This window comes from Flavivirga aquimarina (assembly GCF_030540835.1).
GTDB lineage: Bacteria > Bacteroidota > Bacteroidia > Flavobacteriales > Flavobacteriaceae > Flavivirga > Flavivirga aquimarina.
The window spans coordinates 79,446-104,537 of the sequence record NZ_JAUOEK010000045.1 but is presented as its reverse complement, the minus strand read 5'-3'; the positions used below and the strand labels follow the sequence as shown (position 1 = coordinate 104,537).

13 protein-coding genes are annotated in these 25,092 nt (G+C 32.5%); all 13 read left to right on the top strand.

The features are described 5' to 3' along the window. Nucleotides 1-11: 11 nt before the first annotated feature. The 13 genes from Q4Q35_RS02710 (at nt 12) to Q4Q35_RS02650 (ending at nt 24,770) form a co-directional block, all read left to right on the top strand. A complete protein-coding gene (locus Q4Q35_RS02710) occupies nt 12-2,159 on the top strand; it encodes a T9SS type A sorting domain-containing protein (RefSeq protein ID WP_303276389.1) in 2,148 nt (715 codons plus the stop codon). A gap of 599 nt (nt 2,160-2,758) precedes the next feature. Then, the gene (locus tag Q4Q35_RS02705) at nt 2,759-4,375 is read left to right on the top strand and encodes a T9SS type A sorting domain-containing protein (protein WP_303276388.1); all 1,617 of its coding nucleotides are present in this window, start codon (nt 2,759-2,761) and stop codon (nt 4,373-4,375) included. Between the two features lie 397 nt (nt 4,376-4,772). After that, entirely contained in the window at nt 4,773-7,376 is a 2,604-nt protein-coding gene (locus Q4Q35_RS02700; RefSeq protein WP_303276386.1) for a fibronectin type III domain-containing protein, read from the top strand. 146 nt (nt 7,377-7,522) lie between these two features. Further along, entirely contained in the window at nt 7,523-9,034 is a 1,512-nt protein-coding gene (locus tag Q4Q35_RS02695) for a sulfatase family protein (protein WP_303276385.1), read from the top strand. 39 nt (nt 9,035-9,073) lie between these two features. Beyond that, nucleotides 9,074-10,978, top strand: coding sequence for a glycoside hydrolase family 97 protein (locus tag Q4Q35_RS02690; protein WP_303276384.1), 1,905 nt, complete (start codon nt 9,074-9,076; stop codon nt 10,976-10,978). Between the two features lie 10 nt (nt 10,979-10,988). After that, nucleotides 10,989-12,596: a sulfatase gene (locus Q4Q35_RS02685; RefSeq protein WP_303276383.1), complete on the top strand. Its 1,608-nt coding sequence runs from the start codon at nt 10,989-10,991 to the stop codon at nt 12,594-12,596. Nucleotides 12,597-12,617: 21 nt separating this feature from the next. Further along, a complete protein-coding gene (locus tag Q4Q35_RS02680) occupies nt 12,618-13,988 on the top strand; it encodes an alpha-L-fucosidase (protein WP_303276382.1) in 1,371 nt (456 codons plus the stop codon). A 424-nt stretch (nt 13,989-14,412) separates the two neighbouring features. After that, complete coding sequence (locus Q4Q35_RS02675) at nt 14,413-15,531, top strand: glycoside hydrolase family protein (protein WP_303276380.1); 1,119 nt, start codon at nt 14,413-14,415, stop codon at nt 15,529-15,531. A 147-nt stretch (nt 15,532-15,678) separates the two neighbouring features. Further along, nucleotides 15,679-17,178, top strand: a complete 1,500-nt coding sequence (locus tag Q4Q35_RS02670; protein WP_303276379.1) for a sulfatase-like hydrolase/transferase — start codon at nt 15,679-15,681, stop codon at nt 17,176-17,178. A gap of 224 nt (nt 17,179-17,402) precedes the next feature. Continuing rightward, entirely contained in the window at nt 17,403-19,217 is a 1,815-nt protein-coding gene (locus Q4Q35_RS02665; protein WP_303276378.1) for an alpha/beta hydrolase-fold protein, read from the top strand. A 66-nt stretch (nt 19,218-19,283) separates the two neighbouring features. Continuing rightward, complete coding sequence (locus tag Q4Q35_RS02660) at nt 19,284-21,581, top strand: glycoside hydrolase family 95 protein (protein WP_303276377.1); 2,298 nt, start codon at nt 19,284-19,286, stop codon at nt 21,579-21,581. Between the two features lie 142 nt (nt 21,582-21,723). Beyond that, the gene (locus Q4Q35_RS02655) at nt 21,724-23,379 is read left to right on the top strand and encodes a DUF4971 domain-containing protein (RefSeq protein ID WP_303276376.1); all 1,656 of its coding nucleotides are present in this window, start codon (nt 21,724-21,726) and stop codon (nt 23,377-23,379) included. A 272-nt stretch (nt 23,380-23,651) separates the two neighbouring features. Further along, entirely contained in the window at nt 23,652-24,770 is a 1,119-nt protein-coding gene (locus Q4Q35_RS02650) for a glycoside hydrolase family protein (RefSeq protein WP_303276375.1), read from the top strand. Nucleotides 24,771-25,092: the final 322 nt, after the last annotated feature.

Sequence of the window (25,092 nt, the reverse complement as noted above, 5' to 3'; positions counted from 1 at the left end):
AACTTAAGTATATGAAAACTAGGTTTTTATATGTGATAATTTTTCTTTTTACTATTAGTAATTTTGCACAGACAAATACCTGTGGTATAACAGTAAATAATACATTTAGTACCCCTGGAGATCTGCCAGAAGGTTGGACAGAGTACAACACTTCTGGTCGAGTTACTGTTGAAGCGGGTAAGTTGAAATTTGATCACAATACATATATGCCTTCTGTGTATCATACTTTTAGTCCTACATCTAATAACCCTACTTTTTCTTTTGATGTGTCTGCTACTCGAAATTCTGTAAATTGTCGGATACATTTAGTTTCATCAACGGGTAAGCATTTGTCTAGTATTGCTATTGGTATTGGTACAGCTACTATAAAATATGCAACCGCAATGGAGAGTGGTGTTCCAAGCAGTTTTGTATCAAGCACACCAGCAGTAAGTTTTCCTACCAATACTGTTTTTACGATTTCTACTCAAGTTGATTTTGATTCAAAAAAAGTTAATTTCTATAGTAATGGAGAATTAATGGCAACCGATATTCCTTTTTTAGAAGATGCTGAAGATATTACTAAAATTGATATTCAGTTGATTTATATGTATGCCAATAATGGTCAATTTTACTTTGATAATATCTCTTTATTAAGTGGAGAAGAAAATCGTTTGCTTTTAACAAACAATATAAATGCAGCAGAAAGTTTATTAGAATCAGTAACTATAGGTACTGCTTATAATCAATATCCACAATCTGCTGCCAATGCTTTTCAGTTAGTAATTGATGATGCAATTGCTGTAATAGCAGATTGTGAATCAACTTCTGCTACAATAGATAGTTCAATTTCAAACCTTGAATTGGCTCAAGAAGTATTTTTAGCATCAAGAGTTAATGATCCAGTACTTAAAATATATTCTGGTTATGATTTTTCAGGTGAAGAACATGAAATATATTGTGGCTACTATAATGGCACTCTAGGCGCGTATGATGATTGGGCAGTTTCATTTACGCTAGAAAAAGGGTATATGGCAACTTTTGCAGAGAATATAAATGGGACTGGAGCAAGTAAAGTGTATGTAGCTGCAGAGGATGATTTAAGTATTAACTTAACTCAAGATTTACAAAAGAAAGCTTCTTTTATTCGTGTTTCCCCATGGAATGATGTGCATAAAAAAGGCGCAAGTGGCAAAGGAAACGATGTGGTAGCCGCTCTTAATTCTACTTGGTTTTACGATTGGGGAAATGGAGATGTTAGTACATCAGATACTGAATATGTTGTGATGAACTGGAGTGGTGGTGGTGGAATAGATAAAATGGAGTCATTGGGGAGCATTATGGATGTAACGCACCATCTTGCATTTAATGAACCTGATGGTTCAAATCAAGCAAATATGACGGTTGATAATGCTATTGCACAATATAAAATTTTACAAGCTTCAGGTTTAAGGTTGGGTGCACCAGCTGTAACCGATGGTGCTAAAGGTAGAGCTTGGCTTGATGAGTTTATGGAAAAAGCAATTGCTGCTGGTTATCGCATAGATTACTTACCAGTGCACTATTATAAAAAACCAACAACTACTAGTTTTTATAATTGGCTAAAAAACCTTTACGATACCTATCAAATACCATTATGGATTACGGAGTTTAATTATGGAGATATTCATGATAATCCAAACTTAACAGAATCACAAGTTTTGGCAGGTTTGACTTCGTTTATAAATATGTTGGATGATACTTATTTTGTTGAGCGTTATTGTGTCTTTACATGGCAACCTTCTCAAACTCCAGGTGGTGGACATTCCCTTATGTCCGTGCGTAACCCAGTGACTTTAAATTCTGTAGGGGAGTTTTATGCAAATCACGAATCGCCAGTAGCCTATACACAAGAAACTTACGAGCAGGGAGAACCACTATCTACAAATGACAATTCAATCTCATCTCAGGTTTTATTGTCTCCAACAGTAATTACTGATGGGTTTTTTAATTTGAAATATTCAGATGAAATTAAAAGTAACGACATAGAATTAACCATTTATAACACTGCAGGGCAACTAGTAAAGCAAGTATCAGGCTTAAGCCCTAAAATTGATGTTAACAGACTTTCTAGTGGTTTGTATATTGTTAAAATAACATCTGGTTTGAGATATTTCACCGAAAAAATTATTATTCAATAGGCGTATATACGTATTCTCTGAAATTCCATAGGGTAAAATCTTTATAAGTTTACAAGGTTGTTAAGGATTAACTTTTAATCTAAAAGAATTCTCCGATGCTTGCGTCGGGCCTGCCTACCGGCAAAGGCAGGGTTTCCGTTGAAGTTGTCATTCCCGTGAAAACGGGAATCTAAATACAGAATTTCGGTTTTTGACCTTTTTAGGTCAAAACCTGTGCTCAACTTGATTGGGTATGAAACCAGCGAAATACCTCTATGTCCCGATAGCTATCGGGACTGCCTCGAGGATAGTTGGTTTCAAGAAATTCTTTATTGCATTAAAGATTTATAACCAGAATATCCCTGTGTCGATTTTTAGTAGTTAAGACTTTAAATGACAGAAAATTGCGTCATAAAGTTGTTATACGTCGTGTTTTAGCAACAAATAGACTCCGTAATTGAGAATTTTAAAAGGTGTAAAAATGTTTTTTTTGTTCTAGTGAATATTTTAAACCCTCTTATGTTTCTGTTTATTAGATATTTACATAAGAAAATACAGACTAATCAATGTTTTTTGATAAAAACTTTATTAAAAAACACAACTTATTAAAACCAGAAAGAATGAAAAAAACTACCCAAAGGACAAGTATTAAAATATTGCTTTTTATTTTAACACTAATCTACTGTACTATTAGTGCTTTTAGCCAAACCATTTACACCAATGACATGGATTATGTTATAGGAGATTGTAAACAAGCTTTTATTACTAATGCAATAAAAACAGAAGAACATGCAGATAACCTATTAAAAGGTTTTATTGAGATGCAAGTGAATGGTATTCGTATCCCTATTTTTGGGAGAGATGTTAATGGAGATGATCTTAACCCCAATAAACCAATTTTTGACTATTTTTATTCACAAGTTATAGCTCAAGGACTACCAATTTTTGCTAACCCAGCTCAAGGTGGTGGTGGTGCTCGAGTAGCGAATAATATGCTCAATGGAACTGTTCCTTCTGTTAATGGTGTACAAGCTGCTACCGATGAATTAATAGCTAGAGTGCTAGAGTTTTCAGCTGAATACCCAGAATGTAAATGGCTGAATCCATTTAATGAAGATGGAAGGGCTACTAGTAGTACTTGGACCATAGACCAAATACATGCCATTTATGCAGCGCTTTATAATAATGTAAACGGTGCAGAATTAATAGGCCCTTGTACTTGGGGACTTCCTGCAGGTATTGATATGCTTCAAAATACTGATATAGCCGATTATATTACTGTTGCTGCAACACATAATTTAGGTTTTCATCATGGGCAATGGCCTACCTTCATTGCTTTAGCTGATGCCGAAAGCTTACCTGTTTGGGATTCTGAGGTTAACCATAATGATGCAAAAGGTAACGGAACACGTCTAGAAAAAGCAATAGAAAATGAAGTAGATGGTTTGGTTTTATATAATGTATGGAACACAATAAGTTTAACAGATGGTTCAATAACTAGAGCTGCACAGGATATGATGCTTTTATATTTAAAAGATTATACAATCCCCGTTTTTGTTAACCATGCCGTGACTGGTACAGCTAGCCAATCGGCTTTAGGGTATAATGGAGCTACTGCAGATAAAGCAAACGATGGTAATACTAGTGGTCATTGGGCAGATGGATCTATATCAATTCCAGGGCCTGTGACTAGTACAGATTATGCTTGGTGGGAGGTCGATCTTGGTTCAGAGAAAACAATAGGTGATATTAAAGTATATAATAGAACTAATTGTTGTACAGACAATTTAACCAATTTCACAGTAATAGTATTAGACAACAATAGAGATGAGGTTTATTCTAAAGAATATACCGCTAAGCCTCAGCCTTCGGTTACAGCTGAAACTGGAGGTGTAACAGGGAGATTTGTTAGAATTCAATCAAATATTGTTGGTACAAATATGAATATAGCCGAAGTAGAAGTTAAAGCTTTACCTCAATTATCAACAGAAGATAATGAGAATATAAAAGTAGCGATGTATCCAAATCCAGTTGTTGATAAGTTAAGCATAGTATCTCCAAATGCTGAGTTTAATCAGTATACTATATATAACATTAATGGACAGGAACTATTAAGTGATACAATAGATAATGTACGTGAGATTGAGATTAACGTAAGTGAATTTTCAAAAGGTATTTATTTATTAAAACTAAAAGGTGTTGAACATTCGAAAACTTATAAGATAGTTAAGGACTAAATTAAAATATAAAAGTAGTCATAATGGGCAGCATCTTGTTTTTATAGATGCTGCCTTTTTATGTTTAAGATAATCTTGAACTAATCGCGGGATCTAGGTTTAATACTTTTTATTTATTCGAAAAGAATAACCAGAAGCAGAGGCTTTGTTTTCGGCGTTTTTATTGAAATTGATATTTTATTGACATCGTTATGTTTATGAATTTATTTTTAAGTATTGTGCAACATTTAGAGGCCTCAAATGAGAATTCTATTATCATTGGAGTTAATACTTTTGAAATAGCTATAGATGGTAGATATCATGTCTATTATCATGTTAAAAATTAAAAGTTTTAAAGAGAATTAAACACATATCCGTTGTGTTTGTCTTTAGTTAAAAATTGATGAGCCTATAATAAATGAATATAAAAAAATTGATTCTACTGCTGTTTATTAATGCCCTTTTTCAGTTGTCGAATTCACAAGAAGCCCCAGGTATAATAAATATAGACACAAAAAACGGACATGCTATTAAAATAGGCTCTAGCGGATTTAATGTTAGAATAGCAGATAAAAGTTGGAGTTACTTACATCCAGATTTTAGAAAAGCGGTGCATCAATTAAAACCAGGTTGGCTTCGTTATTTTTCTGGGACTATGGGAGATGCCTTTAACAGCGCCACTGGGCAGTATGATATCGATTATGCCATGATGTTCGACCACTCGAAACAATACCTCAAAGGCTACCGATTTACAGAAGTTAAAGGACCACACCGCATTATCGATTTATATGATTTATTAAGAGAAATAAATGGTAAATTAATAGTTACTATAAATGGATTTTCGGAAACACCAGAAATAACCCTTGAGCTAGCGAGATTCTGTAAAAACAATAATATTGAAGTAGCAACATGGCAATTTTGTAACGAACCTTATTTTTATGTACCACACAGAGAACGATATTGGTGGAATAATGGGTACGATTATGCCGTTAAAATGAAACCGCATGCAGATGCTATTAAAACCGTTTTTCCTGATGCATTTCTTACTTTAAACAGTACATGGGATGGTATTTGGGGGTTTATGAAAGAGATTAATGATTATCAAAAAAAACATGGCGCTTATTGGAATGTATTTTCTAAACACTCTTATGCACCACATGCAGGAAAAAAAGAAACTATAGATAATGCTTATAAAAGAGCAAATACAAAACTTATAGAGGCAACTTCTGCAGCAGCAATGCAAGAAATTGAAGATTATAATTGGAAAGATATACCCATGGTTATCACCGAATTTGGAGTGTGGAACAGGCCTTTAAATGGTATATATTCTAGTATTTATAATATTGAATATGTGATGCGCCAATTGCAGCATACGAATACTTGGTTTGTAGGTGCACATGAAGTTAGTAGTAAGTATGCGCCAGAAAAAAATATCAATGAAGAAATAGAGGCTGCTTATAAAAATGGTGTTAAACTTAAAACCGATAGTATTTTAACAGGAATTGATAAAACACTAGAAGGAAAAGCTTATGCTATTTATCATGATGTAACCAATCATTCAGATTTTATTTTCAACTCAAATGTTACAAATGGTTTTGTAGCATCTGGTATGAAAAATACTGTTGAAACAGGTTTCTTTACACAAGCATATCGAGGGATTAATGGCTACGATTATTTAGTGTTTACTAATAGAACAGAACAGTCTAAAGATTTTCATATAAAAATAGACGGTGTTTCTTTGAATAAAGAAATTGAGGTAAATTATATAACAGCAGACTCACTAAAAGTTGAAAATACAGATATAAAAACAGCAGCTTTTAATAACGGAAAAATTAATATTCCACCATTTAGTGTATCGGTCGCTAAATGGACATCAATGCTTGTAACCAAGCCTGCTAATCCAACTATTTATAAGGGAGAAGTACTGTCTAAAAGTATTCATATTACTTGGGGGGCTATTGAAAATGTGGAAAATTATACCATTTATTATGGTGAAGATCCTAATGATTTAAAAGAACAAATTAAAGTTGAAGGAGCTTTGGTAAATTCAATCGATATTAAAAACTTGAAAACCGATGTTACTTATTATTTTAAAATGAATGCTGAAAATAAGCAAGGTATAAGTGACTTTTCAAATCAAATTGTTCTAAAAAATAGTGTTCCAGAAACACCGGAAATATTTAAAACATCTAAAAGAAATACAACAGCCACTATTTTCTGGAAAAGTGTACCAAATACATCTGGGTATAAACTTAAATATATCAATACTAATACGGGCAAAGAAACTTTAGTAGAAGCTAATAATGTTTTTGGGTATAGGGTAGAAGGTTTAAAATATCATATGCCTTATAAATTTTCGGTGGCAGCCTATAATGGTTTGGGAGTTGGTATTTTTTCGAAACCAGTAACACTTATTTTATCAGAAAAAATTCCGCTAAGTCCAAGAAATGTGTCCGCAATTAGAGATACAGACGGTAGTGTATCTGTAAAATGGATAACGCAAGATTCCGTACTTCCAGAAACAACTTATAATGTCTATCGAGGAAAGGAGCTTCATAATTATAAAAAAATAGCTAGCGGAATTAAGAGACCTTTTTTTAAAGATACTTCTGCTGAAAAAAACACTGTTTATTTCTATACCGTAAAAGCAGAAACTGTAGCAGGTGAAAGTAATTTTTATCCAAATACGGCAACACTATTTGGTTCAGATAAAAAATATGCGATTGAAATAACAGATATTGAAAAACAAAAAGAGGGGTTTTTGTTAAAAGTAGCGTTTAAAAATATTTTGTTAGACGGTGACTATTCATATGGCATAAAAATAGAAAACATCTCTTACTTAACAGTTGAAGAACAGTTGATTCAAGGAAGAGATTTATCGCATAACATGAAAGTTTTTGAAGTGTTTATACCAAGTACTGAATTGGAAAAAAAATCAAAGTACACAATTAAAGCATTTATAAATACTAATGGAAAAAGTATTTTTAGTAAGTTACCGCATAAAAGTATAGAAACAGATTAAACTATTATAAGCGAATATTTTTGTCTTAGTAATTAATAATACTGGTTTAGATAACAGTTAAAACGACATGTTTTATTAAGCTTTACTTTCTGAGAATAAGAATTTGAATATTTCACCTTTATAAATTAAAAAAGCAGATCATAGTAATGAATAGATTATTTTTTTTCACATTATTAATCTCGATAACCTCTTGTATAAACAATAAAGATGTTAAAAAAGAAAATATAACTATTAAAAGTAAAATACCTAATATTGTATACATTCTGGCAGATGATATGGGGTATGGAGACCTTTCGTCTTTAAATCCTGAATCAGGCATCCAAACACCACATATGGATAAAATCGTAAAAGAAGGTGTTCATTTTACAGATGCGCATACAAATTCTTCCGTGTGCACACCAACCAGATATGGTATTTTAACAGGCCGTTATGCATGGAGAAGCCGCTTAAAAGAAGGTGTTTTATATGGTTACGATAAACCTTTAATTGAAGATGATAGACCAACTATAGCTTCATATCTTAAAACTAATGGCTATAAAACAGCTTGTATAGGAAAATGGCATTTAGGATTGGGACTCCAGTCAGAAGATTCAAATAAACCTATAGGTAATAAAAAAGGTCTTAATACAAATGTGGATTTTAGCAAAAAAATAAAAGGACCGAATGCTTTAGGTTTTGATTATTCATATATAATTCCAGCGTCATTAGATATGCCTCCTTATGTATATATAGAAAATGGAAAAGTATTAGAATTACCTTCAGCATACACTAAAGGAAAAAGTCAAAATAAAGAAGGTCGTGGTGTAAGTTGGAGACAAGGGGAAAAAGCACCTAGTTTTGTGTTTGAAAACGTACTAAATAACATTACAAAGAAAACGGTTTCTTTTATCGATAATCAAAAAAGAGTTAATTCGCCTTTCTTTATCTATTTTTCTTTAACGGCTCCACATACACCTTGGTTGCCAGTAGGTAAAGTTGTAGGGAAATCTAAAGCGGGGCGTTATGGTGATTTTGTAACTATGGTTGATGATGCAGTAGGCTCAGTTGTTGATGCTTTAGAAAAAGCAGGAAAATTAGAAAATACTTTAATTATTGTGACTTCAGATAATGGTTCACACTGGAAACTTCAAGATAAAAAGGAGTTTGCACATCGTGCAAACTATAAATTTAAGGGCCAGAAAGCAGATATATACGAAGGCGGACATAGAGTACCATACATTGCACAATGGCCAGGGGTTATTCCTGCAGGACTTCAATCTAACCAAATAATGTGTACAACAGATTTGTTTTCTACACTATCTGGTATATTAAATAAGCCAAATGTAGAAAGTGGGGCAGAAGATAGTTATAATCTTTGGCCAGCATACCTATCTAATAAAGTTACACCAATAAGAGAAGCGATTGTTCATCATTCTTTTAATGGCATGTTTTCTATTAGGAAAGACAAGTGGAAATATACGCCTAATTTAGGATCTGGTGGATTTACAAAACCAAAATCAATAAAACCAAAAGCGAACGAAGCTTCAGGAACTTTATATGATATGGTAAACGATCCGGAGGAAAAGAATAACCTTTATAAAGATTATCCAGAAGTTGTTAAAGAATTAGAACAACTTTTAAAAAAATATAAAAAGCAAGGTTATAGCAATAAACTATAGATTTTTTTTATTAATTATGACACAGAATGTACTTTTAATATGTTTAAAAAAATAAAATATAATTTAGTTCTTCTTGTTTTAATTGCCACAATAAATGCATGTGATAAAAAAGATACTAATTTTTCAGTAAGTTCTTCCGATGGTCATGTAACCGTTAAATTAATTAATGAAAAAGGAAAAATTACTTACGCTCTTTTTAAAGATGAAAAAGAACTTATAAAATCATCAGAAATTTCAATACTTCCATATGCCCACACAGAAATTAAAGGTACATTCTTAAATTCTGAGAATAAAACATGGCAACCAGTTTGGGGGCAGTTTAGCGAAGTTAAAAACGAATATAATGAGCTTGTTTTAAATCTATTAATAGAAAACGTAACAGCTAAACTTTATGTACGTGTTTTTAATAAAGGCGTTGGTTTTAGATATGAGTTAGAAGATTATAAAGAAGGAGTCGAGGCTAATTTTTATTGTGAATACAATTTAAATAACAACGATGCATTGTATGCTCCAAACGGAGAAAGATCACCTTTAGGCCCTATAACTATTGAAAAATTAACTAAACTTAAAAAACAACCTAAATTAATGACGCCTTTGGTTGTAGAAAAATCTGAAAAAAATCATCTATCTATTTTAGAATCAGATTTATATGTTGCTCCAGAATTTGGTACCATAAAATTTAAGTTTCTTAAAGATAAAAAGGCTCTGGTTTCTACAAATACAACAAAACTTAAAGGGGCAAAAATAAAAACGCCTTGGCGAGTTATATTAATAGAAGAACAAATAGGTGATTTAGTTACCAACACAATACCATTAAACTTAGCAACAGCAAACCAAATAGAAGATGCCTCTTGGATTAAACCAGGTAAAACACTTTGGGATTGGAGAGTACATGACTATAAAACAGAAGATGGTTTTGTCTATGGTATAAATACAGAAAGTTACGTACGGTTTATTGATTTTGCTGCAGAAAAAGGCATTGAATATTTCTTAATTGATGCGAATTGGTTTACTAAAGTTACAAAAGGACATTTTGAGATAACTGATAAATTAGATCTTGAAAAAGTTTCTAATTATGCAAAAGAAAGCGGTGTTAAACTTATACTTTATTATGATAGACATAAAGGTGACTATGGAGATGAAGGCTTGTTTTCTTACTTCAAATCACTAGGAATGAGCGGTATTAAATATGGCTTTATGGGTAATAATGTGTCTTTTACGAGTGATGCCATACAGAAAAGCGCAAAAAATCATTTGTTAGTGAATTTTCATGATTCCCCTGTGCCTTTCACAGGAATAGAACGTACATTTCCTAATGCAATAACTAGAGAATATTGTCATGCACAACAAGATTCTAGAAGAGCATTTACTCCAGAATCCTTTATAAAAATGGCACTAATTAATGCGATTCAAGGACCTCTGGATATGAATAATGGAAATTTTGATTTAATAGGTATTAATAGAGGCGATAGACAAAAAGGCCCCAAGAAACCAAATTCTTATTACGCTACAGTAGTTTCAGAAGCAGCAAGAACACTCATTATTTTTAGTGGACTCGTTTGTCTTCCCGATGCACCAGAAGCGTACAATAAAAAATCAGATTTATTCGAATTTATTGAAAAAATGCCTGTTGGGAAATGGGATGAGAGTATGGTAGTAAATAGTAAAATGGACGCGTATATTTCTACAGCTAGAAGATATAAAGAAGAATGGTTTATAGGTTCTGTGACCAATAAACAAGAAAGAACACTCGATATTGATTTAGATTTTTTAAAAGACGGTAAAACTTATGTTGTAACCTATTATGAAGATACAGAAGAGACTCATGGTATGAAAAACCCAGAGGCGTATCAAGTTAGAACAGGAAAAGTTAAAAAAGGAGATATAATAAAAGCAATAATGGCTCCTGGAGGAGGTCATTGTATGTGGATTAGGCCTGAATAAAATCAAGTATATGAAAAAAACAATATCAATAATTGCAATATTATTTTTGTTATTATCTTGTAAACAAGATAATAACAAAGTAGAAACTTCGAAAAAGCCTAATATTTTATTTATTTTGGTTGATGATTTAGGGTATGCAGATTTAAGTGTGATGGGAAGTAAATATTATGAAACACCAAACATCGACAAAATTGCAAATTCAGGAACTGTTTTTACAAATGGATACGCAGCTTGTACGGTTTGTAGCCCATCAAGAGCAAGTTTAATGACAGGGCAATATCCCGCAAGACATGGAATCACCCAATTTGAAGGAAAAAGAAATAGTGGTCAATCTTGGAAAGAGCGTAAACGTTATACCAAATTATTACCACCAGAATATAAACATCATTTAGACTCTAGTGCTATAACATTGCCAGAAGCTTTTAAAGAAAACGGTTATGCCACTTTCTTTGCAGGCAAATGGCACTTAGGTAGTGCAGCACAAAGATCATTACCAACAGATCATGGATTTGATGTTAATATAGGTGGAAACCATGCAGGAGGGCCAAATGGAGGCTATTTTTCTCCATTTAAAAATCCAAACTTGCCAAATTTGCCAGAAGAAAAAGGACTTAATTTATCTATGAAATTGGCAAATGAGACTAGTAAGTTTATAGAGAAAAATAAAGACAATCAGTTTTTTGCATATCTTTCTTTTTATGCCGTTCATGGAGGAATACAAACCACTAAAGAAAAATGGACAAAGTATCGTAACAAAGCAGAAAAAATGGGAATCCATGAAAAAGGATTTGAAATGGAGCGTGTTTTACCAGCAAGGAAATATCAAGACAACCCAGTATATGCTGGTTTAATTGAACATGTAGATGAAGCTATTGGAACTGTAATGAAAACATTAAAAGATTTGAATTTAGATAAAAACACCATCGTTGTTTTTACTTCAGATAATGGAGGCGTTACGTCTGGAGATAACTTTTCTACCAATCAACTTAGTTTAAGAGGAGGAAAAGGATACCAATGGGAAGGAGGAACTAGAGTTCCATATTTTATTCATGTACCATGGGTAAAACAAAATAGAGCAAGTATTAATACCCCTGTGTCTGGTACAGATTTATATCCAACATTATTAGATTTAGCAGATTTACCACTTAAGCCACAAGCACATAAAGATGGTGTTAGTTTAAAACCACTTTTATTAGGAGAAAATATTGATGAAAGACCGCTTTATTGGCATTATCCTCACTATGGAAATCAAGGAGGCGAACCAAGTTCAATTATTAGAAAAGGAAAATGGAAACTTATTTATTATTGGGAAGATCTTCGCGCCGAATTGTACAATTTAGAAACCGATTTAGGTGAACGTAATAACGTTGCAAAAAACAACCCTGAAATTGCTAAACAAATGGAGACGCAACTTTTAAATTGGTTAGAATCTATGAATACGCATTATGCAGAAGTTGATCCTTTATGGGACAAAGCTGCTCGTAAAAAATGGCTGGAAAATCAAAAAAATAAGTCTTTACCAAATCAAGAAAAACATCGTAAAAAGATGCTTTCTCCAAATTGGCAACCTAATAAAGATTGGTGGGGAAGTGAAGTAAATAATCAATCCAAAGAATAATATATTATAATATCAAAAAACATGAAAAAAATTCATCTTATTTTACTATTGACTTTAGCAATAGGGGGTTCAAGTTTTTCTCAAAAGAAAATATGGAACGAAACTGAAAAAGAAAAAACCGAGCGTATGGCTTGGTGGACAGAAGCTAGGTTTGGAATGTTTATTCACTGGGGCTTGTATGCACAACCTGCACGTCACGAATGGGTAAAAAAGCGTGAACGTATTTCAGATAAAGATTATCAAAAGTATTTTGATGTATTTAACCCAGACCTATTTAACCCTAGAGAATGGGCAAAAAAAGCAAAAGCAGCTGGGATGAAATACGCTGTTATTACCACAAAGCATCATGAAGGATTTAGTATGTTCAATTCTGATTATTCAGATTATAACATTACAAAGACGCCTTACGGTAAAGATATTCTTAAAGAATGGGTAGAAGCTTTTCGAGCAGAAGGCTTGGGTATTGGGTTTTATTATTCGTTAATTGACTGGCATCATCCAGATTTTACCATCGATAGTAGACATTCTATAAAAGCAAATAATAAAGAAGAGTACGACAAGTTGAACAAAAATCGCGATATGGCCGTATATCGAAAATACCTTAAAAATCAAGTAAAAGAATTGCTTTCTAATTATGGAAAAGTAGACTTATTATGGTTAGATTTTTCTTATCCAGGAGAGTTTGGAAAAGGTAGAGACGATTGGGGATCTGTTGAATTGATAAAAATGGTTCGTAAACTTCAGCCAAAAATTTTGGTTAACGACCGATTGGATTTAAAAGAGTATGCTGGTGGATGGGATTTTACAACTCCAGAACAATTTAAAGTAGAAAAATGGCCAGAAGTAGATGGAAAAAAAGTTCCTTGGGAAACATGTCAAACCTTTTCTGGTTCATGGGGATATTACCGAGATGAACACACTTGGAAAGACAACAAACAATTATTAACCCTATTAATTGAATCTGTAAGTAAAGGAGGAAATGTGCTATTAAATGTGGGACCAACAGCAAGAGGAACATTTGATTATCGTGCCGATGAAGCCTTAGAAGGTATGGGGAATTGGATGAAATACAATTCTAGATCCATTTATAGTTGCACACAAGCTCCCGAAGGATTTGTTACACCACCCAATTCGTTGTTAACTTACAATCCTAAAACAAATCGTTTGTACGTGCATTTATTGGATTACCCAATTCAGAATTTTTTAATGAAAGGAATGAAAGGAAAAATAAAATATGCACAATTTTTACACGATGCCTCAGAAATAAAAATAGGAAAAACTCATGGTGCCTGGGGTAAAGAAAAAATGAAAAAAGAAGATATAAACTTAAAATTACCTGTTAACAAACCAAATGTTGAAATTCCTGTAATTGAAATATTTTTAAACGATTAAGTTATTATATTCAAAATGGTGAAATAATATAATCAATAAAATCGTCTAAATTTTTTCGAAATATCTATTTAAACGGTTTTTGTAACTCTGTGTTATTTCATCATTTTGTATATATAATGGTCTTTAGTTACTTCGAATATAAAAAAGAGAGTTAATATTAATCTGTACATAAAAAGATGTTTCTTTTTAAAGCCATGATTGTTAGATTTTCTTAGAACTTAAATCTTCGGTTTTCTCTTTTAAATAGACATAATTCACCCTAATTATAGTCAAAATGACCCCGCTTTTTGAGATAACATTAATTAATTTTATGTTTTGTTTTTTTAGAGGCTACCTAAATAGAAAAGATTGATGATAGTAACTAAATAAGAAGTATATCTTACTTTTTAAATCAACATAAAGAATCATTATTGAAAATACCAGTATGAAGAACAAAATGAAATCACAAAAAATATTATTATTAATACTCATACTTGGGTGTTTATCTTGTAATAACATAGCTAAGAAAACAAAAACGGAAGATGCTAATGATAAACAAGTAACAAAAATTACTACTGGTAAAATGAAATTTGAATATATAGGTCGCGCTGCTGAAAATGAAGGTATGCATGTCTGGGGATCATCACCTATAAAAGGAAAAGATGGGAAAATCCATTTATATGCTGCTCAATGGTCTACTAAAACGCAACCTGAAAATTTTAGTGGATGGTTTAAAGATTGTGAAATTGGGCATTACGTAAGTGATAATCCAGAAGGCCCTTTTAAATATATAGGTGTGGCTGTACAAGATAAAGACAGTCTTTTCAATTCGCCGCACAATCCAACCATTAGTAATATAGACGGGCAATATCAACTTTGTTTTATAGTAAATGAAAATAACGATTTAAAAACACAGCGTATTGTCATGTATGTGGCCAATGATCTTAGTGATAACTGGAGACCAGCTAAGGGAGCAGAAGCTGATGGTACGATCTTACGACAAACAAAAGATTCAACAGTTTGGAATTATACAGCAAGATTGGGAGTTTCAAATCCCTCATTAATAAAGTACAAGGGTAAATATCTTTTATATCATAAATCTGTAGTAAGAAAAGAACCGAAAGGATATGTTTATTCCTATGGTGTTGTAATAGCCGATGCTGTTGAAGGGCCTTATGTGCATAAGCCTACAAGAGTAACCGAAGAAAAAATGCCACTTGAAGATGCTTACGCATTTACAATGAAAGATTCAGTATATCTAATGAGTCGAGATTTTAGAGGCTCTTTAGGAAATAGAGGAGGCGGTTTGTTGTGGAAATCTGGAAATGGTTTTTCTTTTCCTGCTGATAAAACAGAACGTTCTTATGAAGATTTGCTTCATTATGTTGGAGAAGAGCATTTAAAAGATGCTGTTTCATATAGAGGAAAAAAAGATGGTCATTTAGAACGCGCACAATTACTTTTTAAAGATGGTATACCCTCTTACTTATATCTAGCTACAGGCGTTCAGGTTAAACCTGGATATGGCAGTAGTTCGCATGTGTTTAAGATTAGTTTTGAGTAAAATCAAAAAAAGAAAAAGCTTAAGATGAAATGTAATTGTGTTTATTTTGGTCTAATGTGTATCAATATGTAAACATGAAAGTAACAAATATTAAGAAGACTAAAGAGATTGAACTTTCTGTATTGGAGTATTTATTGAATCTTAAAGATGTTTTACATAAAAAATAGAGTTTCTATGTTTAGTAAAAACACTATAAAATTAATTACTAAAATAAAAATTTGGGTTATAACCTCATTGATTATTACTGCGGTATTCATGATAGGCGCCACAATAAAAAATAAAGATGAGGTAGTTGTTAGTGAAAAAAAGGAGATAAGAAAACCCAATATCATTGTCATTTTAATTGATGATGCTGGGTATGCCGATTTTGGTTTTATGGGGAGTAAAGATCTTGAAACTCCTAACATTGACAGATTAGCAAAAAGTGGCGTTATTTTAACTGATGCTCATGTAAGTGCTTCGGTTTGTGCACCTTCTAGGGCAGGTTTAATAACGGGAAAATATCAACAGCGTTATGGGTTTGAAGCCAATAACACCGGTGATCACCATGTGGGTGATATTGGACTTCCAGACGATATAATAACTATAGCAGATGTTTTTAAGAAGAATGAATATAAAACAATAGCCTTAGGGAAATGGCATTTAGGGTTTGATACATCTGATCACCCAAATGAAAGAGGATTTGATGAGTTTTATGGCTTTGAGACAGGAAGTCGATCTTATTTTCCATTAAAGAACCCACAAAAAAAACAAATGTTACAGCATAATGGAGAGCGGGTTGTTTTTGAAGGATATATGACAGATGTATTAGGTGATCAATCAGTTAAATACATACAACAAAATAAGGATACACCTTTTTTTATGTATATAGCTTACAATGCTGTACATACACCAATGGAAGCTAAGCGAGAACATTTAGAAAAATATAAAAATCATCCAAGACAAAAGTTAGCAGCCATGACTTGGTCTTTAGATGAGAATATTGGAAAAATTCAAGAAAAACTAAAAGCTTTAAAATTAGAAGAAAACACACTTATCTATTTTTTAAGCGATAATGGGGGAGCAGCAAATAACAACTCTAGCGGAGGCCCTTTAAAAGGGTGGAAAGGGAATGAATTTGAAGGAGGACATCGTGTACCATTTGTTGTAAGTTGGCCTTCGGTAATTAAGTCAGATCAAATGTTTTCTGGATTGAGTTCCTCGCTAGATATTTTTACAACATCTATTGCAGCAGCCAATATAAATAAAGAAGAAGGTTTAATTTTAGATGGTGTTAATTTATTACCCTATTTAAAAGGAGAAAAAAAAGGAAACCCTCACAAAAAATTATTTTGGAGGAAGTTGGAAGAATCTGCTGCAAGAATAGGGCTATATAAATTAATAGGTTTAGAAAACCATGGCTATACCTTTTATAATCTTGAGCATGATTTAGCAGAAACTAATGATTTGTCTCAGGAAAAAAAGAAAGATTTTAACGATGCAATACATGAATTTAAGGTATGGGAAACACAATTAATGAAACCGCTTTGGGCTGAAGACAGAGATTGGATGGATGTTACATATCATATACATAAAAGGTTAATGGAAAATAAGGAAGTGTTATATGATAATCCTAAAGACATGAAAGCATTATTATTTAAAAATTAATACAGGATCTTGAGCTTAATCTATGTAATGCAAGATAAATTATGCAAAAGACGGAGCAGATTATATAATAATATACAATAGTCTAAAAAAACAACTAAAAGCACCAAGTTTATATAGTCCACATTTAAAAGAGGGAATCTGGAAAAAGAAATTCCAAGTTGGGGAGTTTCAATAATTCAAAAGAAAGGGTTGGAATATTTAGTTCAATTTGAAATAGAATAAGTGTGAAAAAAGTCATAGTATTATTTTTGTGTTTAATAGCACAGCTTCAGTTTTCCCAAACAATCTATTCAGAGGGGGCTTTTTCCATACATAACCTTAAAGAAAAAGAACAATCTTTTTATGTGCAAAACACAACTGCTCATGTTTATACAGATAGCAATGGAACGAAAATGCCTTATAGATTGTTTTTGCCTCCTAACTATAACCCTAAAAAGAAATATCCTTTGTTACTTTCTTTTCATGGAGCGGGATCACGTGGAAATGATAATGTAAAACAGCTACGTTCTTGGGTTGCAGGTTGGATGGATGAAAAAGTTCAAAAAGAAAACCCGTGTATTATTTTAATGCCTCAATGCCCTGTAAAACAAAAATGGGTAAATGTTCCTTGGAAAAAGGGCTCATATTCAATAGACAGTATCCCTTTAAGCACCCCTATGAAATTGGCTAAAGAAATATTTGACAAAGTTATACATGAAAACGCGGTAGATAAGAATCGGATTTATGTTACGGGAGTTTCAATGGGTGGGTATGCTGCTTGGAATTTTCTAATGCGTTACCACGAACAAATAGCAGCAGCTATTCCAATTTGCGGAGCTGGTGATCCTTCTATGGCTAACAAAATAAGCAAAATTCCTATTTGGGCATTTCATGGTGATAAAGACCCAACGGTACCACTTTCTGGATCTACAGATATGATAGAATCTCTTTATAATCAAAAAAATAACAAAGCTCGCTTAACTGTCTATAAAAATGTGGGACATAATTCTTATGAATTAGCATGGAAAGAAGCAAAATTGATTGATTGGGTGTTCAGTCAGAAAAAAACTGTAGCAGAGCTCGATATTGCTAAAAAGATAAAGCCTTTAAAAAAAGAAGGAGTTTTTCGTGATTCATTATATTATAATTGGGGAGGTTCCATCATAAAAGAACAATGTGGTAAATACCATTTGTTTTATTCACGATGGAAGAGAAAATATACATTTAATGGATGGCTAACTTTTTCTGAAATTGCACATGCCGTATCAACTAATTCTACTGGACCATGGGAATATAAAGAAACGGTTTTAAAAGGTAGAGGTAAAGGTAATTGGGACGAAATTACTGCTCACAATCCTAAAATTAAATATTTTAATGGCCAATACTATCTGTACTATATCGCTACAAATTTAAACGGCGAAGAATACACACATCAAGATTTAGTAGCCCTAAGCACAAAATCATTAAAAAATAAAGATAGAGGAACACTTCGTAAAAACCAAAGAACAGGAGTGGCTGTTTCTAATTCTATTAACGGCCCATGGAAAAGAATGGACAAAGCATTGATAGAGCCCTCTGGACCTATTGAAACTATAGCAGTAAACCCAGCAATTTGTCAAGGAAAAGATGATCGTTATTATCTAATAATAAAAGGAGATAAACCCGATGAAAAAAGGTTTGTCAGAAATCAAGCAATAGCGGTGTCTAAAACCCCAGAAGGCCCTTTTGCTATACATACCAACCCTGTGATAGGTAATTTAGATACCGAAGATGTTTCTATGTGGTATGATAATGAGCAATCTGTTTTTTATGCTGTTTTTCATGCACACTCTTATATCGGGTTGATGACATCTAGTGATGGTTTGAATTGGGGAAAAGCAAAACACTATCACATTACCGATAAAAAAATACTACTTGAAGATGGTTCTTTTTTAACCCCTGGCCGTATGGAACGTCCTTTTGTTTACACAGAAAACAATCAGCCTAAGACTTTATGTCTTGCTATTAAAAAAGGAAACGATTCTTATACCATTTTCATTCCATTAAAAGAAAATAATTAATGATAAAGATTACAAAGCGCTATGATAATAAACAAACTTAAGAAAGACACAAAAACTAAAACACTAATGAAACTAATTTTATCCTTTTTCCTGCTCATTACCTTTATCAGTTGTGAGCAACTTAAAGAAGATTCACCTAATACACCTTTAAAAATATGGTTTGAACAACCTACAACTAAATGGAACCAAGGCCTTCCTATTGGGAACGGAAATTTGGGAGCTATGATTTACGGTACGCCTAAAAAAGAAATTATTTGTTTAAATGAAGAAACCATTTGGACCGGAGGTAAAAACTATGATAGAGACAAAAAAGATGCTGGTAAATATATTGATAGCATTCAAAAACTGTTGTTTGCTCAAGAATATGTTGGTGCAGAAAAGATGGTCCAAGATAAGATTTTAAACAAGGCATATCCTAGAGAAAAAAACACGTATCAAATGTTGGGTAATTTATTTATTGAAGCGCCTGATTTAGATTCTGTAACAAATTATAAAAGAGAGCTAGATATTAATAAATCTATGGTTACCACTACTTTCAAGAATAACGGTATTGCTTTTAAAAGAGAATATTTTTCTAGCTTTCCAGATAAAGTTATGGTTTACAAATATACAGCAGATACCAAAGGAGAAATCAATATTTCTGCTCAGGTAAAACGTAATGAGAAAACCCAAATTTTAGTATCAGAAAATCGTATTGAATTTTCTGAACATGTGGGTAACGGTCATGGAGTTAAATTTCATGCCATTGTTTATTTTGAAAATAAAGGAGGAATTTCAAAAGTAGAAAATGGTAAATTAATAATTACAAATGCAGATGAATTATTAATTAAAGTAGTGGGCTCTAGTAATTATCGTGGTTTAAATCCTAAAAAAGCATGTGACATTGCATTAAATAAAATAATAAAAGTACCATATAAGGCCCTTCTAGATAGACATATAACGGACTATCAATCTTTATTCAATAGAGTTTCTTTTAAAATATCAGACCATACTGGAGAAGAATTCCCTACAGATGTTAGATTGAAAAAAGTTAAAAAAGGAGCTACAGATAATTATTTAACACAATTACAATATCAATTTGGAAGGTATTTATTAATTAGTAGTTCAAGACCTGGCAACTTACCTGCCAATTTACAAGGCATTTGGGCTAATGGATTTAGACCTCCTTGGAATTCAGACTACCATATTAACATCAATATTCAAATGAATTATTGGATGGCAGAGATGACAAATTTAGCAGAATGTCATGAACCTTTCTTAGATTATATAGACAACTTACGCGAAATGGGACGTCTTACTGCAGAGAGAACTTATAATGCAAGGGGATTTGTTGCACACCATACTAGTGATGCTTGGCATTCTACAGCTGCATTTGGAAAAGCCAGACATGCGATGTGGCCTATGGGAGCAGCTTGGTGCTGCCAACATTTATTTACGCATTATGAATATACAGAAGATCAAGAATATTTAAAAAACAAAGCATATCCTATTATGAAAGAAGCAGCTTTGTTCTTTATTGATTTTATGGTCACAGATCCTAACACAGGTTTTTTAGTTAGTGGACCTTCTATTTCTCCTGAAAATAGATTTATGACAAAAGATGGAGAAAAGGCGACATTAAACATGGGGCCTACTATGGATCGTGCTATTATTTTAGAGTTATTCCGTAATTGTGTTAAAGCAGCAGATATTTTAAATATAGATTATGATTTTAGTGCTATTTTAAAAAGTAAAATAAAACAAATTTCTCCTCTTAAAGTTGGTAGTGATGGTAGGTTATTAGAATGGGCAGATGAATTAAAAGAGGCTGAACCAGGTCACAGACATATTTCTCATTTATATGCCTTGCACCCTTCAAACCAAATTACGAAATCAAAAACCCCAGAATTGTTTGAAGCTGCTAAAAAAACAATTGAAGGAAGATTATCTAAAGGAGGTGGACATACAGGTTGGAGCCGCGCTTGGATTATTAATTTTTATGCGAGGTTGTTAGAGGGAGATAAAGCTTATGAAAATATTTTAGCATTGCAAAGAAAATCAACATTGCCAAACCTTTTAGATGTACATCCTCCTTTTCAGATTGATGGTAATTTTGGTGTAGTATCTGGAATTACAGAAATGTTACTACAAAGCCACAATGATGAGGTTCACATATTGCCTGCATTACCTTCAACATGGGTATCAGGAAGTATCAAAGGTCTTGTTGCAAAAAAAGGATTTGAGATTGATATGAAATGGGAAGAAAGTAAGTTAAAAACTTTAGTTGTTATATCTAAGTTAGGTAATACACTAAACCTTCGTTATAATAATGAAGTAAAGAAAATAGAGACTAAAAAAGGAGAAGTTTTAGAATTCAATTATTAAATATCACCTGTATTAACACTTAATAGGCTAATATCTTATTGATTTTCAAAGAATATGCAACATATTACACCCTTTTTTGAAAAAAATGAAGTATTCAATTGTTGTAGTTTTATTGTCTGTTAACCATATAATTTAAATACTTATGAGAAATAAAATTTTATTAATTGTATCCTTTGTATCCTTCTTTATATTGATAAGTTGTGATAAAGATGCTAAAGATGATGAGATTATTGAAGTAGATTTGAAATTCACTCAATTTGATATAACATTATCAACAGGAGAAAAATCCATCGGAATCATTGATGAAGAAAACAAGCGTATATTATTAAATGGTATAGAGGAACCTTTAGATATTGTCTCTGTTGATTACAAATATTCAGAAGATGTTTTATTAATAACTCCAAATCCATCAACAATAATCAGTAAATGGACTACTATAGAAAAGTTTAGACTTCATTCTAATAAAGCCTATGAAGAGTATACCATTGAAATTCCTGATTATGTAGAACGTACGTATGAAAATAAAGCAACCATAGCTCCACTTGAAAAATTTGGAAGGGTTACAAAATACCATATGTTTGATATGAATCATAATGCTGGAGCTTTAAATAACATAAGTAATGCAGAGAGAGCTTTTGGTGAAGCTAAAATGAATGGTCTTAGAGTCCCATTATATTGTGGTGATGCTTTTGGAGGACATCCTGAAGAAGGCGTGGTAGTAGAAAGTGTTTACACAACTGTTTTAAAATCTATAGAGAATGCTAAAGCAGCTTATAGTGGTGCTGAACCTTTTATGATTTTTGCAGGATTAAAAGTGTTAACATCAGATAAAGCAGAGTATTTTCCTGATTGGGTAACAACAGAAGCACCAACTGTGCCTAATCCTGTAAAATATGCACAATTGGTTGTTGACTATATTGAGTTTATGCATGAACATGGACATGAAGTAAATTATGTCGCTTTTGATAAAGAAGCTGCTAGAATGGATGTTACAGATTTTACGATAGCTGTTGATGAACTAAGAGCAAGGACTGCAAGCCTTGGTTATGTGGTACCTAAAATTGTGGCTCCAGAATTCTATAAACCATTAGGTGAATCTGGATCTTTTAACGATTTATACAAAATTAATGGACAAGATAGATTCGATGTGTTTGGGAATCACTATTACTTAAATCACCATAATGTAACAAATCATCCAGATCTAAAATTCGAATATGAATTAGCTCAAAGTGATAAATATCGTGAAGCATGGGCTACTGAAGCGCATTGGGATAAAATTAGGTGTAGTTCAAATTATGAAAAAAAATCAGATATCTGGACTTCTGAATATGCTATTGGATGTATGTTTGATTGGACTGATCTTGGATTAGATCTAGTAAGCTGGTGGGACTATTCTTTATCTGGAGGTAATTCACCAAGAAATTATATAATGAGAGCTTATACTGAATCATTGATTGGTTCGCAACCTATAAGAATGTTAGATCATGATGGAGAAGAAGTACTAAGTAGGTTGAAACTTCATAGTAGAGCATATATAAGAGATAATGAAGTAAATGTGTTTTTTATTAATACTGTGAGTCCATGTAATACAACTTTCACACCTCCTTTTTACGAAGAATACCCTGTTGGGATTCTAGATGGTTTTAAAATTGATGGTAATATAAGTGTAACTCAATGGGATGATGATGATCAACCTTCAGGAGAATCTTTTGTTATTAAACCTATAACAGAAAATCAATTTCTTATAGACATAACAACAGGTTCATTTACACATGTTTCATTTAAGATAACACAATAAGACTGGACATTTTAATCTAAAAATTCTCCGACCCTTGGGTCGGGGTTTCCAATTAACCTCTCCTTTGGAGAGGGTCAGAACTGCAAAAAAAGGCAGTTCTGGGTGAGGCAAAATAACAAAATTCGATTTTCGCCTCTATAAAGGCAAAATGAAACTGGCGAAAACCTGTGCTGAGCGGAGCCGAAGTATACCCCTATGGCTTGCCTCGGGGATAGTCAGTTTTCAAGAATTTTTTTATTTAAATAATCTAAAGTTTTTTAATTAAACCACTAATGAAAAAAATAATATTAAGCACCATAATACTTTCAATGTTTGTTGTTTCTTGTCAAAACAAAGAAAGTAAGAACTCAGAAACTAAAAAAAATGAGACTTCTCAAAAAGAAAAACAAATTCCAACTGCCTTGTCAGATTACTGGAAATTTATTGGAGAAGCAGTAAACGAACCTGGGTATGATGTATGGGGAAGTTCTCCAATAAGAGACGACCATGGAAATGTTCATCTCTTTAGTGCAAGATGGTCTTCTGATATCCCTTTTAAAAAAGCATGGCGTTACAATAGTGAAATTGCTCATTATGTAGCTCAAAAACCAGAAGGGCCTTTTAAATATGTTGAAACAGTTAGAAAAGGAAAGAACGATGGAAAATGGAATGCAGCAGGTTTTCATAACCCTAGCGTAAAAAAAATTGATAATAAATATGTGTTAATTTTTATTGCCAATGATGGTTCAGACAAACATGGCCCTAGTCAAAGAATAGGTATGCTTATTAGCGATGCTATTAATGGACCTTGGGTAGAAGTTCCAAATAAAACCAAACCTTTATTAAGCCCTCCAGATGATGATAAAATTTGGTGTTATAATAGTGGTTTAGGTGTAAATAATCCTGGACTTATTAAGCACCCTAATGGGAAATATTATTTGTATTTTAAAGCTATGGCTGGTCCTAAAGGTACAGGTGCAAAAGTTAGTATGGGAGTAGCGGTTTCTGAGAAATTAGAGGGGCCATATAAAATTCAACCAGAACCCATCACAACAAATAAAACTAGAATTGAAGATGGCTATGCTTTCATGTGGAAAAACAAAGTATGTTTGTTAACTACAGATAATCATGGGATTTTAGAAAAAGGGGGAGGTTTACTTTGGGTTTCTGAAGATGGGCTTAAATTTAATTCTAAACCTTTATCAGGGTTTCATAATTATCAGGATTTTTACCTTAAAGGTAGTTTTCCAAAAGAAGCTAATATACGCTATGGTGGTAAAAAAGTTAAATTCGAACGGCCTCAGTTGTTAATGAATGCTAATAATGAACCAGAGTACCTTTATTGTCCTAGTGGTGTTGCATTAGATGGTAGTGATGGCACAAATAATTATGTGTTAAAATATCAGAAATAGAATAAATAACATTTACTTACTTTATCAAAATATTGATACTCTTTTAATATGAGTAAGTAAATGTTATTTCATTAAAAAGCTCTTTAGAATAATTTCTAAAGAGCTTTTTAAATTATCATGGTCAACGTTTTCAGAGATTCACCCAAACCATTTATTGCAAGTTATTAATGAAATGGCAGGAAGAATTTTTAAAATTATGTTAGTGCGTTAAAAAAGAGTTTATTGCGTTGACATCACATTCTGAGAACAAAACACACACCATGATTTCTTTAGTCTATAATTGTGGTTTTGGTACAAAACCTACATTTAACAAACATTTTAA